This is a genomic window from Marinobacter sp. es.042, assembly GCF_900188315.1.
Classification (GTDB): Bacteria; Pseudomonadota; Gammaproteobacteria; order Pseudomonadales; family Oleiphilaceae; genus Marinobacter.
In genome coordinates this window covers 974,935-987,302 of record NZ_LT897781.1, presented here as the reverse complement: position 1 = coordinate 987,302, position 12,368 = coordinate 974,935, and the positions used below count along the sequence as shown (strand labels likewise).

Here is a 12,368-nt window from a genome sequence, read left to right as displayed (position 1 = left end):
TCATACGTTGTAGAAGTCCCGATACCAGTCCACAAACCTGGCAATCCCCTCTTCTACGGGAGTAGCCGGCTTGTAGCCTACATCGTCAATCAAAGCATCGACATTGGCGTAGGTGGCCGGCACGTCGCCCGGCTGCAACGGAAGCAGGTTCTTTTCGGCCTTCTTGCCCACCCGCTCCTCGATAATTTCGATAAAGCGGGACAGTTCCACCGGATTGTTGCTGCCAATGTTGTACAACCGGTAAGGCGCTTTGCTGGTGCCCGGGTCCGGCGTTTCACCACTCCATGAACCGTTAGGCTCAGCAACATGGTCGAGGGTCCGGATCACGCCTTCCACGATATCATCAATGTAGGTGAAATCCCGACGATGGTGGCCGTGATTGAAGACGTCGATCGGCTCTCCGGCGAGGATCTTCTTGGTGAAGATAAACAGCGCCATGTCCGGCCGGCCCCAGGGACCGTAGACGGTGAAGAACCGAAGGCCCGTGGTTGGCAGGTTATACAGGTGACTGTAGGTGTGGGCCATGAGCTCATTAGCCTTCTTGGAGGCCGCGTAGAGACTCAGGGGATGATCCACGTTGTCGTGCACGGAGAACGGCATGGCTTCATTGGCGCCATAAACCGAACTGCTGGAGGCATACACAAGGTGCTTTACCTTGTTGTGCCGGCAACCTTCAAGGATGTTCATGAAGCCAACGAGGTTGGCGTCGACGTAGGCGTGGGGGTTCTCGATGGAATACCGCACTCCCGCCTGAGCCGCCAGATGCACCACCCGCTCCGGTTTGTGCTCGGCGAAAAGCGCTTCCATGGCGGCCCTGTCAGCCACATCCTGACGGACTTCGGTAAAACCTGCCTTGTCGGTCAGGCGTTTCAGCCTGGCTTCCTTCAAGTTCACATCGTAGTAGTCGTTGACGTTATCAACGCCAATGACCTCATCGCCCCGGTCAAGCAGCCGATGCGCCAGGTGTGAACCAATAAAACCGGCTGTACCGGTAACAAGAATCTTCACGTTTCTCTCCTCGGAACGAATGCCGGCCTCAGAAGGACACGCCAGCACTCACAAACGGCCCGCCAACCTCGACATCCAGACGGTCATTTCCGTCTTCATAATCAATGGACATTTGACGGTAGCCGGCACGGAACTGGATAAGCGAGATCTCGTACTGGCCGTAGGCATTGAAATCGTGCAGCGAGTCGCCGTCGAAGCTGATGAAATTGCCTTCCGCGCCCACGGATACGCCAGTCAGTGGCAGGTCGAAACGCGCTGCCAGATAGCCCATCGGGATAACGGCGTCGACCGAGGTTTGGCTCGCTGGAACGCCGATAGGTTGCTCTCTGACAATTAGCTCGCCGGAAAAATCGCGAGCGGTCAGACCAAGATCCAGGTTTATCCAGTTATCAAGCACTTCGTAATACAGTGTCAGGTCCAACTGTTCCAGATCCAGATCTGACTGCACTTCACCGGTAACGCCGTCGAAGCCAGCAAGACCTACATTGCCCCGCCCACTCTGTTCAACCAGGGTGTAGTTCAACCGGATGTTGGGCAGCAGCGGCACCGGATGCTCAAGGTATAGGGAGGCATTGGCGTTGGTATCGCTGTCGAGATTCAGATCGTTCTCGACATCCACAACGTCGCTATTGGTGGCGGCCTGGCCGGACAGATCGGAGTCCCAGTAACTTACGCTGGCTCCGAGACCAACCACATCTGCCTGTGACACAGGCGCCACCAGAAACAGTGAACCACCTACAGCAAGCATCAGTTTACGCATGACACACCTTTTGAATTTGTTGTCAGTTTCAGTCAGTCGAACTGGATTCCCAGACGGCGCCCGACTTCTTCGTACGTTTCGATCACTTCGCCTAGCCCCTGGCGGAAACGATCCTTATCCATTTTCTTGCGGGTTTCCTTGTCCCAGATCCGGCAACCGTCCGGACTGAATTCGTCACCCAGAACGATCTTGCCATCGCAGCGACCAAACTCCAGCTTGTAGTCCACAAGCAGCATGCCGGCCTCATCAAACAGGGCCTTGAGCACGTCGTTAACCTGGTAGGTCAACGATTTCATCTGCTCCAGCTCATCCGCTGCGGCCCAGCCAAAGCTGACGGCCAGGGATTCGTTGACCATCGGATCGTGCAGTGCGTCGTTCTTGAGAAACAGTTCGTAGGTGGGCGGATTCAATTCCTGCCCCTCCGCCACGCCAAGACGGCGGCATAGACTGCCGGCGGAAACATTGCGAACCACGCATTCAACCGGAATCATGTCCAGCTTCTTGACGAGAGATTCGGTGGACGACAGCAACCCTTCAAAATGAGTCGGCACACCCGCCGCTTCCAGCTTCTCCATGATGAACGCATTGAACTTGTTGTTCACCATGCCCTTGCGATTGAGCTGTTCCTTTTTCTCACCATCGAAGGCGGATGTGTCGTCGCGGAATACCAACACGAAACGTTCGGGGTTGTCGGTACGGTAGACGGATTTTGCCTTGCCGGCGTAGAGTTCTTCGCGTTTTTCCATTGGGGTCTCCGAAGAGCGGCCGCCTACAGCGGCCTCTTTCTGAATCAGTATAGGTAATCGAACAGTTGCTCGAGCAGATCCGGCGTCGTCCGGCTGCCAGTGTAACCCGGAACGTCCTCGGCAGAGATGACAATGGCGTCGCTCTGCTGGCTGAGGCTGACTGTGTGGGTATGCTGGGGTGCGTCCTTGTCGCTGAACCAGCTGAACCAGCCCGGATCCCGCTCGTCTTCGGTGCGGAAATCGACATGGAACCAGCCTTCACTGCGGTTCAGATCGACAACAGGAATGCCGGAATCCGTAAGCGCCCGGCTTACTTCCGCCCAGGAACGACCATAATCAAGCTCCATGCGGATCGCGACGGCTTCGTCGTTTTCAGAGATCAGGCGAACCAGCGGATCGCTGACCATTCCGGATGCCGCCCGGGAAAAGGACTTGGTTTCTTCACGCGCCCTGAGAAAGTCACCCAGATCGGACAGTAGGCGTCTCTGCAATTCCAGAGCCTGCTCGGAGGGATCAGAAACGCCAGTCCAGGGGATCAGCTCATCCGGCTGATCTTCAACATCAAGCCGGCGTACCTGCACCTCTGTGGTCTTGCGTCGCACACCGGGAGCCATCCGAACTTGAAGAACGACTTTCTGTTCGCCGGCAGATGGGTTATCCGACAGCTCAACAAGGTTTCGGGCACGCTTGCTGAAATTGGCAAGTTCGGTCTGCAGGATGCCCAGCTGGGGACTGTCGAACCCGACGCCTAGACCCCGCTCGGACAGGTAGCTGTTTACCGCAGGCCAGATTCTGCCTGGCACGTCGTTGACGAGCAGCCAGAGCCGACCATCCAGCTCTTCGATAACGTAGTTTTCATCAAGAATGTCCGATGTCATGTCCGGCGGACGCGGAATATCGGACGGATACATTTTGCTGGCATCGGCCGGCTGAACATCACGGATGGGCATGGTCTGGCTGAAACGGGAATCGTCGGCGGTCTCCGGCAATTCCAATGGTTTTCCTTCCGTGGCATTCACATAGCGTTCGGAGCGGTCTTCAACCAGACTGCAGCCCGAGGCTGCTGCCAGAAGCAACAGCCCGGATGCGACAACAACGGGCTTAAAATTCAGGGTATTACCGGTTCCTTTTAGAACCTGCATCAGGTTACTCCGGGGCTGTGATGATTTAAACAAACTCAGAGTACACCTGAGGCCTTGAGGGCATCTTCCACTTCGCCATGGAACTTTTCGCTGAGCACGGTCAGCGGCAGGCGGATGCCTTCCCCAATCATCCCCATACGATGGAGCGCCCACTTCACCGGGATAGGATTCGCTTCGAGGAACAGCTTCCGGTTGAGGGGCATTAGCAGTTCGTTCAGACGCTCGGTTTCTTCACGATTTCCGGCAACAGCCGCTTCGCACAGCTGGGACATTGCCTTCGGGGCAACGTTCGCGGTGACGGACACGTTGCCCTTGGCGCCGGCCAGCATCAGTTCCGCTGCGGTGGCGTCATCACCTGAGTAGACAGCCAGACGGCCGTCCAACGCTTCGATCAGTTCGGCACCCCGGGGGATGTTACCGGTGGCGTCTTTGATGCCCACGATATTCGGAATATCGGCGAGCCGGAGCACGGTCTCGTTCAGCATGTCGCACGCTGTCCTGCCGGGCACGTTGTACAGCATCTGGTTCATGCCGGGGACGGCTTCGGCAATCGCCTTGAAGTGCTGATACAGGCCTTCCTGGGTAGGCTTGTTGTAGTAAGGAACAACGAGCAGGCAGGCATCTGCGCCAAGCTTATGGGCCTCGGCCGTCAGTTCAATGGCCTCACGGGTGCTGTTGCCGCCGGTGCCCGCAATAACCGGGATGCGACCATTCACGCGTTTGATGATGTGGCCAATGGTCTGACAATGCTCTTCCGGGTCGAGCGTTGCGGATTCGCCGGTGGTGCCCACGGCAACGATGCCGTGCGTGCCGTTTTCGATATGAAAGTCTACCAGCTTGTCCAGATCCTCCCAGTGGATGTCACCGTTTGGATGCATGGGTGTGACCAGTGCGACAAGGCTACCCGTAATCATAAAAGCTCCGTCCGAATAAAACCGATATGGTAATGTTGGGCACGAACTGACACAAGGGAATTAAAGGAGATGTCATGCCATCCGTTGAGTTAAACAAACCCGTTCCGGATTTTGAAGCGGCAGCGACCGGAGACCAGACCATCCGACTGGACGATCTGAAGGGTCAGAATGTTGTTATTTATTTCTATCCGAAGGACAACACCCCCGGCTGCACCACTGAAGGCCAGGACTTCCGCGACCGTATGAAACAGTTTGAAGAGCTGGATACGGTTATTTTCGGGGTATCCAGGGACGGCCTGAAAGCCCATGAGAATTTCCGGGCCAAGCATGAGTTTCCCTTTCACCTGATTTCAGACAAGGACGAGGCCCTGTGCTCCCTCTTCGACGTGATCAAGCTGAAAAAGCTTTACGGGAAGGAGTACATGGGCGTTGACCGCAGCACCTTCCTGATCGACAAGGATGGCGTGCTGCGGGCTGAATGGCGCGGTGTAAAAGTGAAAGGCCACGCCGACGAGGTTCTAGAGGCAGCCAAGGCGCTTTAAGCGCCTGTCAGGCGTCTCCGGGTTCCGCCGGCGGCGCCGACTCCTTCACCGGCCAGGCAGCAAACACCGCCTTGAGCATGGTAGCCAGTGGAATTGCGAAGAAAACACCCCACAAGCCCCAGATTCCCCCGAAGAACAGCACCGCGACGATAATCGCAACCGGGTGCAGGTTGTTAACCTCCGAGAACAGAATGGGCACCAGAACATTGCCGTCAAGCCCCTGAATGACACCATAGATGACCATCACCCAGATGAACTGACTGCTCCAGCCGAAAGCGAACAGGGCAATCACCGCAACAGGGATCGTAACGACGGCAGCGCCAATGTAGGGAATCACCACACTCAGCCCCACCAACAGTGAGAGCAGCGCAGCGTAAGGCATGCCCAGCAGCTTGAAGGCAATGTAGGTGGCGCCTCCTACAATCAGGATCTCGACGGCTTTGCCGCGCACGTAGTTGGCGCACTGGAGGTTCACCTCGTGCCAGATCTGCAGCATCATCGGGCGCTGGGGTGGCAGAAGCCTGGCAATGGAGTTGAGCAGCACCGCCCGGTCCTTCAGGAAGAAGAACACCAGAATAGGTACAAGTACCATGTAGATCAGGAGCGCCACGAGGTCCGGGATGCTGGATAGGGAGAATGACACCAGCCATTGGGTCATGTGCCCTACTTCGGTACTCACCTGGCTGTAAACGGTGCTGACAGCCTCCCCGGAGATCAGGTGGGGATATTGTTGCGGCAGCAGCTCAAGATAGGATTGCAGCTCGCGGATGATTCGCGGTGCCTCGCCGGCCAGGTTGCTCAGCTGCGTCCAGATCAGCGGAAGCAGGCCAAACAGGAAGCCGACCAGTACGCCGAGAAAAACCAGGAATACGCCAATGATCGAAACCGTCTCCGGCACGCCTAGCTTGTTGAGCTTGGTGACCAGGCCCTGCAGAATAAAGGCGACAATCAGCGAGGCGATGGCTGGTGCTAGCATTGCACCGAACCAGATAACAAAGATGGTTCCTGTTACCAGTATCAGGAACAGGATGACCGCTTCTTCATCCGAAAAATATTTGTGCGCGAGACCGCGTAATGTCCTGATCATTTACAGCTCCGAAACCTTAACCGCCGCACTTTATCACAAACCGGAACTGCCCGGCGGTTTCAGAACTGCTCATCAACTTGTGATCAGACATCTGCAGAAACGCCGGAATATCCCGGGCGGAACCTGCGTCTGTGGCGATCACCTCGAGTTCTTCACCGGGCGCCATGCTGTTGAGCTCAAGTTTTGTTTTCAGCAGCGGCATCGGGCAGCGCAACCCGGAGGCATCAAGCGTTCGATCAACCATACTAGCGATACACCATCACAAATTATAAGCGGATTTAACAAGCAGGCATTATGCCGACAGTGATAATGTATTGCATCACAATCCTCTTTAACCAGTGGATCAGAACTTTTTATCGTAAAACGCTGTCAAAGCGGCGATTCAGAACACAGGCACCCGGCTCTACATGATTGCTATCCGACCCAGATTTCAAACGCTACCTGCACTGGCCATCGCAGCTCTGCTCGCTCTGTTGCCTGTTTCAATGCAGGGTCACGCCCAGGAGAGCAGGCTGCCAAGCATTGGCGGTGCCGGTGGAGGCCTGATCGCGGGCCAGCAGGAGTCAGATATCGGCCAGCAGGTTATGGTATCTATCCGACGGTCTGCGCCGCGAATCAGCGATCCCCTGGTTTTTGACTATTTGAGTGCCATTACCTATCGCCTTGTTCCATCGGCTCCACTCCAGGACCGGAACCTGACCCTGGCACTGATTGACAGTCCTGCTATCAACGCATTTGCGGTGCCCGGCGGCATTGTGGGCGTCAACGGTGGCCTGTTCCTGAATGCTGCAACCGAGCAACAGTTTGCTTCTGTTCTGGCCCACGAGCTTGCGCATCTTAGCCAGCGGCATTTTGCACGGCGCATGGCGCAGCAGGAAACCAGCGCTCCGCTCACACTCGCCGGTATGATTGCCGGCATTGTTCTGTCGGCGGTCACTCAGTCTGATATCGGTTTTGCCGCCATTGCCGGAACCCAGGCCCTGGCGGCCCAGAACATGCTCGCCTACAGCCGCTCCCATGAACAGGAAGCCGACCGGGTCGGGCTGGACATTCTGGCCAGCGCCGGGATGGACCCTCGTGGCATGCCGGAAATGTTTGAAATCATGATGCGCCAGAACCGCATGCAGGGAAATCGACTGCCAGAGTATCTGTCTACGCACCCGTTAACCCAGAGCCGCGTGGCCGACACCCGGAATCGTGCCGAACAGTATCCAGACGAAAACATCCGGGACGGGCAGGAATACCATCTGATGCGCAGCCGGCTGCAGGTGCATTACGCGCCCTCGCCCGACGTAGCCGTCGAAACCTTTGAAGCCTACCTCGATCGGCCGGATGCCCAGAAAAACGATGCCATCCGGTATGGCTTGTCCGTGGCCTACCTCGAGAGCCGGCAATACGAGAAGGCTGCGGATATACTGAACGATCTGCTGGCCGGGAATCCGGGCCGAATCACCTTCCAGGTAACCCTCGCAGAGGTCAGGCTTGCACAAGATCGTGTGGACGAGGCTCGATCCATTCTGAAAGACGCTCTCGCGAGAAATCCGGGGAACTATCCAATCACCCACACCCTCGCCCTCACGGAAATAGCCGATGGTAATGGCGCCGCTGCGGCGGAGTACCTGAAACAGCTGACCCGTAAACTACCGGGACAGGAGCATCTCTGGCTGAAACTGGCCGAGGCGGAGGGCATGGCAAGGAATATTGTAGGCGTGCATCGTGCCCGGGCGGAATACGATGTTCTGATGGGCGATCTGGAGTCTGCCCAGCGTCAGCTAAGGCAGGCGCAGGAGAAGTTGCCGGCCGGCGCGCCACAAAGGCAGATTGTGACCGAGCGGCTGGCAGAAATCACCAGCCGCCTGCACGCCCGGGCTAACAGTTGATCAGGCGTTGCCAGCAGCCTTGAGATTCATGTTAGCGGTAAAATCCAACATGCGCTGCAGAGGCTGCAGTGCTTTCTCTCTCAGCTCCGGGTCCACGAACACTTCCTGATCGCCCCGCTCCAGTTCCTGTAGCAGATTCTGAAGGCCGTTCATTGCCATCCAGGGGCAATGGGCGCAGCTACGGCAGGTAGCCCCATTGCCTGCAGTGGGCGCTTCAATCAGCGTTTTGTTCGGAGCCAGTTGCTGCATCTTGTAGAAAATGCCGTTGTCAGTGGCAACGATGAACTTTTCGTTGGGCATGGTCTGGACAGCATGAATCAGCTGCGAGGTTGAACCCACAACATCCGCCATCTCAACCACGGCATCGGGCGATTCCGGGTGGACCAGTACCGCCGCGTCCGGATAAAGGGCCTTCAGATCTTCCAGCCCGCGGGATTTGAATTCCTCATGAACGATGCAGGAACCATCCCAGAGCAACATATCAGCACCCGTGGTTTTCTGGACGTAGTGTCCCAGGTGCTTGTCCGGCGCCCAGAGGATTTTTTCGCCGCGGGTGTCCAGATCTTCAACAATTGCCTGGGCACAGCTTGAGGTAACCACCCAGTCTGCCCTCGCTTTCACTGCAGCGGATGTATTGGCATAAACCACCACCGTGCGATCCGGGTGCTGGTCGCAAAACTCGGCGAACTCATCCGCAGGACAGCCAACATCCAGAGAGCAGGTTGCTTCAAGCGTTGGCATCAGAACACGCTTTTCCGGATTCAGGATCTTGGCAGTTTCGCCCATGAACCTCACGCCGGCAACCACGATGGTGGAGGCCGGGTGTTGGTTGCCAAACCGAGCCATCTCGAGAGAATCCGCAACACAGCCACCGGTTTCCTCAGCAAGACGCTGGATATCGGGATCGGTGTAATAGTGGGCCACAAGCACCGCATCCTGCTTCTTCAGAGCCGATTTTATACGAGCCTCCAGCTCGGACTTTTCGTCCGCGCTGAGCGGCTTGGGCTCGGCAGCATGCGCGAGGTGCTCTTGAACAAGGATACGGTCTTCAGCGTATGTCATTACTGCGTCTCTGTATTGCGTGAACCCTGGCATTATAACATTCATGCCCGAGGCTTAATGTTTCTGAAACAGTGCTATCACAAAGTTGTGTTTACTTTGCCTGTTACCTGTTTACCTAGGTAAGAACGTATACGCAAAAAAAAAGAGCCCGGAGGCTCTTTTTTCACAAAAACCCGCAGGTTTCTGTTATTTGGTGGGTCGTGAAGGATTCGAACCTTCGACCAATTGGTTAAAAGCCAACTGCTCTACCAACTGAGCTAACGACCCGCAACTGGTGACCGAAGCCTTGACCTCAATCAATACCGAATGACTCAGCCCACCCGGTATTTCGTGTTTGGTGGGTCGTGAAGGATTCGAACCTTCGACCAATTGGTTAAAAGCCAACTGCTCTACCAACTGAGCTAACGACCCAAACGAGGCGCATATAGTAATGATTTTTGGCCGTTGATCAACCCCTTTTTCTCAGGTTTCTCAACATTTTTGCCGCGCCAGACAATCAGCCGTTCTGGGACTCCAGAAACTTCCGTGCGAGGTCAGCAGCACTGCTGGACGGGTAATCATCAATCACAGTTTGCATGCTGCGCCGGGCCTGTTCCTTTTCGCCCAGGCGATCATGAGTTACGCCCAGCTTATAGACCGCATCCGGAGCCTTGCGATGGTCGGCAAAACGGGTAGCGACAATCGTGAACGCCTGTTTTGCCTGTTCGAGCTGCGGCTTGACCAGGTAAACCTCGCCGAGCCAGTAATAGGCGTTGACCGTCAGATCCCCTTCCGGATATTCATCGATAAATTCGTATATCCGGCTGATGGCCTCATCGTATTTTTTCTGATTACGAATCAGGTCCTGGATCTGCTCGTAGGCCTTTCGCTCTTCCGCATCGGGCTGTCGATATTCCCTGGTCTCCCGGGCCTGGCCCGAGGCAGCAGAGCCAACACCATCGTTGGCCTCGGGAGCCGGCTGAGATGCCACCTTTTCCGAGAGGTCCAGAATACGCTGGTCCAGATCGATATAACGGTCGCGCCCTTGCTGCTGCAGGCGGTTAATCAGGTGCCTCTGCTCCTCCACTTCGCCCTGGAGCCGCCTGACTTCACCCTGAAGCTGCTGGATCATGTAGAACAGTTCCGCCGTCGCCTGGTTGCTGTTGACGTTGCGCTGACTGTCCTGGGCTGATTGCGCCAGAGTGACTCCCGCCTGCCCGAGGGCAAGCGGGAGCACCACTGTCGCCATGAGGATTTTTCTCATGGTCGTTCCTGTGTGATTACTCAAATACGAGTTCTACACGACGATTCTGGGCCCAGGCGCTCTCGCTGGAACCCATCACGGCCGGCTTCTCTTCGCCATAGCTTACGGTCTCGAGCTGGCCACGTGAAGCACCGTTTACGATCAGGAAACGCTGAACGGCGTTAGCACGACGCTCACCAAGGGCCAGGTTGTATTCCTTGGTACCACGCTCGTCGGCGTGACCCTCAATGCGCACGTTCTGACCCGGGTTGTTGGCGAGGAAACGGGCATGGGCCACCAGGACATCGCGGGCTTCCTGCTTGATTTCAGCGGTATCGAAATCAAAGTAGAAGGTGGTGATTTCACGCAGTGCCTGTTGTTCGGCCTGCTGGCGAGCTTCCATACGCTCCTCTTCGGTCATGGCTGAAGAAGAAACACCGCCCTGGTCGTCACCACCGTAAACGGTAGATCCACCTTCCTGGTCTACAGCAGCCACATCGGAACCATACTCGCCGCCGCCTTCTGAGGTACCACCGGTAGAGCTACAGCCAGCTACCAGACCGACGGACAACAACAGTGCGAACGCTTTTGATTGAGCTGAAAAATTCATGTTTTCTTCCTTTCAGTTGAGTGACGTTATTGCTTGAACAATGGCCAACACCGGAAAGCTCCGGGAGTCAGCGAACCAAAGGTCCCCAGGCGGGCTCACGGACATCGCCTTCGGATGCCGGCAAGCTATACGCTGCTCCACCATCCGCCGAAATAACTGTGAGCACGTTGCTGCCATTCTGCCGGGTAGCGTAGATCAGCATCCGGCCGTTAGGCGCAACACTGGGAGACTCATCAGACCCGGTGCGGGTAAGGATCGTTTCCTCCCCGGTTTTCAGTTCGGTACGGGCAATGTGAAATGCCCGATCGCGCTGGTGAACGTAATACACATAGTTACCGTCATTGTCCGGCCGCGGCCGGGCGTTGTAACGGCTGCCGAAGGTGATACGACGAGGCTCCGCACCCGGTGTATCCATGTGGTAAATCTGCGGACCTCCGGACCGGTCCGACGTAAAGAAAATACCCTTGCCAAGGGCGTCATAGCTCGGCTCGGTATCAATAGCCCAGTGGTTGGTAAGCTTGGTCAATTGCCGGGTATCCAGGTTCATCCGATAGATCTCGGCGTTGCCGTCTTTCGAGAGGGTCATCAACAACGATCGGCCATCGTCGGACCAGGCCGGCGCCGAGTTGAGCCCAGGAAAATCTGCTACTTTGGTGCGATTGCCGGTTGCAAGCTCGTGAACAAAAATCACCGGCTTCCCGGTTTCGAACGACACATAGGCCAGCTTTTCCCCGTCTGGCGACCATGCCGGTGACAGGATGGGTTCCTGGCTTTCGAGCCGGATTCTGGCGCGCTTGCCGTCCACGTCACTGACCTGCAGACGGTAACGGGGTTTGCCATTGGCGGTATCAAGCGTGATGTAGGCAAGCTTGGTTGAGAAGGCACCCGGCACACCCGTGATGGCCTCATATACCTTGTCGCTGATGTGGTGAGCGAGCGAGCGCATATTGGAGGCAGGCGCCGCCGCAGTTTCACCGAGAATCCGCTCCTCGCGGTTTACATCGAACAACTCATACCGGGCCTGAACTCGGTCACCACTCCGGCTGAGCGCCCCCACCAGGACATAGCGCTGGCCTAGCAGGCGCCAGTCCCGGAAATACACTTCCTCCCGCCTGGATGGCAGGCTCAACATCTTCTCTGGGGGAAGAGTCCGGAATTCGCCCGTCATGGTCAAATCCGCCTGGACGATGCTGCTGACCTTGTCTCCAGCGGGCATCTGTCCAGACTCGGCGAAAGGCACCACTGCAACGGGGATGGCCGAATCCGCGCCTTCAGTAATCCGGATCAACAGCTCCGCCCGGGCTGCCGAAACCGCGAAAAAGATCAGGGCCGTGGCGGCAAGAAGCGTTCTGGACGGTTTGTGCCAAATCCGATGTGTCATGGTGTTATCCGCAT

Annotated in this window: 13 protein-coding genes and 2 tRNA genes; 2 read left to right on the top strand and 13 right to left on the bottom strand. The window is 56.5% G+C overall.

Annotated elements, in window-relative coordinates; translation table 11 throughout:
• The 5 genes from CFB02_RS04780 to dapA are packed head-to-tail and all read right to left on the bottom strand — an operon-like array spanning position 1 to position 4,570.
• On the bottom strand, positions 1–1,008 hold the full coding sequence (locus tag CFB02_RS04780; protein ID WP_088557085.1) for an NAD-dependent epimerase: 1,008 nt from the start codon (positions 1,006–1,008) through the stop codon (positions 1–3).
• Between the two features lie 28 nt (positions 1,009–1,036).
• Positions 1,037–1,768 carry a TIGR04219 family outer membrane beta-barrel protein gene (locus CFB02_RS04775; protein ID WP_088557084.1) on the bottom strand — a complete coding sequence of 244 codons (732 nt, stop codon included), beginning with the start codon at positions 1,766–1,768 and terminating at the stop codon, positions 1,037–1,039.
• Positions 1,769–1,800: 32 nt separating this feature from the next.
• Positions 1,801–2,514: a phosphoribosylaminoimidazolesuccinocarboxamide synthase gene (purC, locus tag CFB02_RS04770; protein ID WP_088557083.1), complete on the bottom strand. Its 714-nt coding sequence runs from the start codon at positions 2,512–2,514 to the stop codon at positions 1,801–1,803.
• A 44-nt stretch (positions 2,515–2,558) separates the two neighbouring features.
• Positions 2,559–3,656 carry an outer membrane protein assembly factor BamC gene (bamC, locus tag CFB02_RS04765; RefSeq protein WP_088557082.1) on the bottom strand — a complete coding sequence of 366 codons (1,098 nt, stop codon included), beginning with the start codon at positions 3,654–3,656 and terminating at the stop codon, positions 2,559–2,561.
• A 35-nt stretch (positions 3,657–3,691) separates the two neighbouring features.
• The gene (gene dapA / locus CFB02_RS04760) at positions 3,692–4,570 is read right to left on the bottom strand and encodes a 4-hydroxy-tetrahydrodipicolinate synthase (RefSeq protein ID WP_088557081.1); all 879 of its coding nucleotides are present in this window, start codon (positions 4,568–4,570) and stop codon (positions 3,692–3,694) included.
• Between the two features lie 74 nt (positions 4,571–4,644).
• On the opposite strand from dapA, the gene CFB02_RS04755 reads away from it, so the two are divergent.
• The gene (locus CFB02_RS04755) at positions 4,645–5,112 is read left to right on the top strand and encodes a peroxiredoxin (RefSeq protein ID WP_088557080.1); all 468 of its coding nucleotides are present in this window, start codon (positions 4,645–4,647) and stop codon (positions 5,110–5,112) included.
• Positions 5,113–5,119: 7 nt separating this feature from the next.
• Here CFB02_RS04755 and CFB02_RS04750 read toward each other — a convergent pair whose 3' ends face one another.
• Together CFB02_RS04750 and CFB02_RS04745 are read right to left on the bottom strand one after the other, a co-directional pair.
• Positions 5,120–6,199, bottom strand: coding sequence for an AI-2E family transporter (locus CFB02_RS04750; protein WP_088557079.1), 1,080 nt, complete (start codon positions 6,197–6,199; stop codon positions 5,120–5,122).
• Between the two features lie 16 nt (positions 6,200–6,215).
• A complete protein-coding gene (locus CFB02_RS04745) occupies positions 6,216–6,443 on the bottom strand; it encodes a sulfurtransferase TusA family protein (RefSeq protein WP_088557078.1) in 228 nt (75 codons plus the stop codon).
• A gap of 241 nt (positions 6,444–6,684) precedes the next feature.
• Between CFB02_RS04745 and CFB02_RS04740 the strand changes: the two genes are divergently transcribed.
• Complete coding sequence (locus CFB02_RS04740) at positions 6,685–8,079, top strand: M48 family metalloprotease (protein ID WP_264753976.1); 1,395 nt, start codon at positions 6,685–6,687, stop codon at positions 8,077–8,079.
• On the opposite strand, the gene nadA is transcribed toward CFB02_RS04740, so the two are convergent.
• The 6 genes from nadA to tolB all read right to left on the bottom strand — a co-directional run bounded on the left by nadA (position 8,080) and on the right by tolB (position 12,354).
• Positions 8,080–9,141 (bottom strand): quinolinate synthase NadA, encoded by a 1,062-nt coding sequence (gene nadA / locus CFB02_RS04735; RefSeq protein ID WP_088557077.1) that lies wholly within the window; start codon positions 9,139–9,141, stop codon positions 8,080–8,082. It abuts the gene before it with no gap.
• Between the two features lie 191 nt (positions 9,142–9,332).
• Positions 9,333–9,408, bottom strand: a tRNA-Lys gene (locus CFB02_RS04730).
• Between the two features lie 68 nt (positions 9,409–9,476).
• A tRNA-Lys gene (locus tag CFB02_RS04725) sits at positions 9,477–9,552 on the bottom strand.
• A gap of 85 nt (positions 9,553–9,637) precedes the next feature.
• On the bottom strand, positions 9,638–10,384 hold the full coding sequence (gene ybgF, locus CFB02_RS04720) for a tol-pal system protein YbgF (RefSeq protein WP_088557076.1): 747 nt from the start codon (positions 10,382–10,384) through the stop codon (positions 9,638–9,640).
• A 16-nt stretch (positions 10,385–10,400) separates the two neighbouring features.
• Positions 10,401–10,973 (bottom strand): peptidoglycan-associated lipoprotein Pal, encoded by a 573-nt coding sequence (gene pal / locus CFB02_RS04715; RefSeq protein ID WP_088557075.1) that lies wholly within the window; start codon positions 10,971–10,973, stop codon positions 10,401–10,403.
• 67 nt (positions 10,974–11,040) lie between these two features.
• Positions 11,041–12,354 carry a Tol-Pal system beta propeller repeat protein TolB gene (gene tolB / locus CFB02_RS04710; protein ID WP_088557074.1) on the bottom strand — a complete coding sequence of 438 codons (1,314 nt, stop codon included), beginning with the start codon at positions 12,352–12,354 and terminating at the stop codon, positions 11,041–11,043.
• Between the last annotated feature and the right edge of the window lie 14 nt (positions 12,355–12,368).

Bases quoted from the DNA above. Each gene is read 5' to 3' on its own strand.
- CFB02_RS04755 (WP_088557080.1), top strand. From the start codon at position 4,645: ATGCCATCCGTTGAGTTAAACAAACCCGTTCCGGATTTTGAAGCGGCA.
- CFB02_RS04775 (WP_088557084.1), bottom strand. From the start codon at position 1,768: ATGCGTAAACTGATGCTTGCTGTAGGTGGTTCACTGTTTCTGGTGGCG.
- tolB (WP_088557074.1), bottom strand. From the start codon at position 12,354: ATGACACATCGGATTTGGCACAAACCGTCCAGAACGCTTCTTGCCGCC.
- purC (WP_088557083.1), bottom strand. From the start codon at position 2,514: ATGGAAAAACGCGAAGAACTCTACGCCGGCAAGGCAAAATCCGTCTAC.
- dapA (WP_088557081.1), bottom strand. From the start codon at position 4,570: ATGATTACGGGTAGCCTTGTCGCACTGGTCACACCCATGCATCCAAAC.
- CFB02_RS04745 (WP_088557078.1), bottom strand. From the start codon at position 6,443: ATGGTTGATCGAACGCTTGATGCCTCCGGGTTGCGCTGCCCGATGCCG.
- ybgF (WP_088557076.1), bottom strand. From the start codon at position 10,384: ATGAGAAAAATCCTCATGGCGACAGTGGTGCTCCCGCTTGCCCTCGGG.
- pal (WP_088557075.1), bottom strand. From the start codon at position 10,973: ATGAATTTTTCAGCTCAATCAAAAGCGTTCGCACTGTTGTTGTCCGTC.
- nadA (WP_088557077.1), bottom strand. From the start codon at position 9,141: ATGACATACGCTGAAGACCGTATCCTTGTTCAAGAGCACCTCGCGCAT.
- CFB02_RS04750 (WP_088557079.1), bottom strand. From the start codon at position 6,199: ATGATCAGGACATTACGCGGTCTCGCGCACAAATATTTTTCGGATGAA.
- CFB02_RS04740 (WP_264753976.1), top strand. From the start codon at position 6,685: ATGCAGGGTCACGCCCAGGAGAGCAGGCTGCCAAGCATTGGCGGTGCC.
- bamC (WP_088557082.1), bottom strand. From the start codon at position 3,656: ATGCAGGTTCTAAAAGGAACCGGTAATACCCTGAATTTTAAGCCCGTT.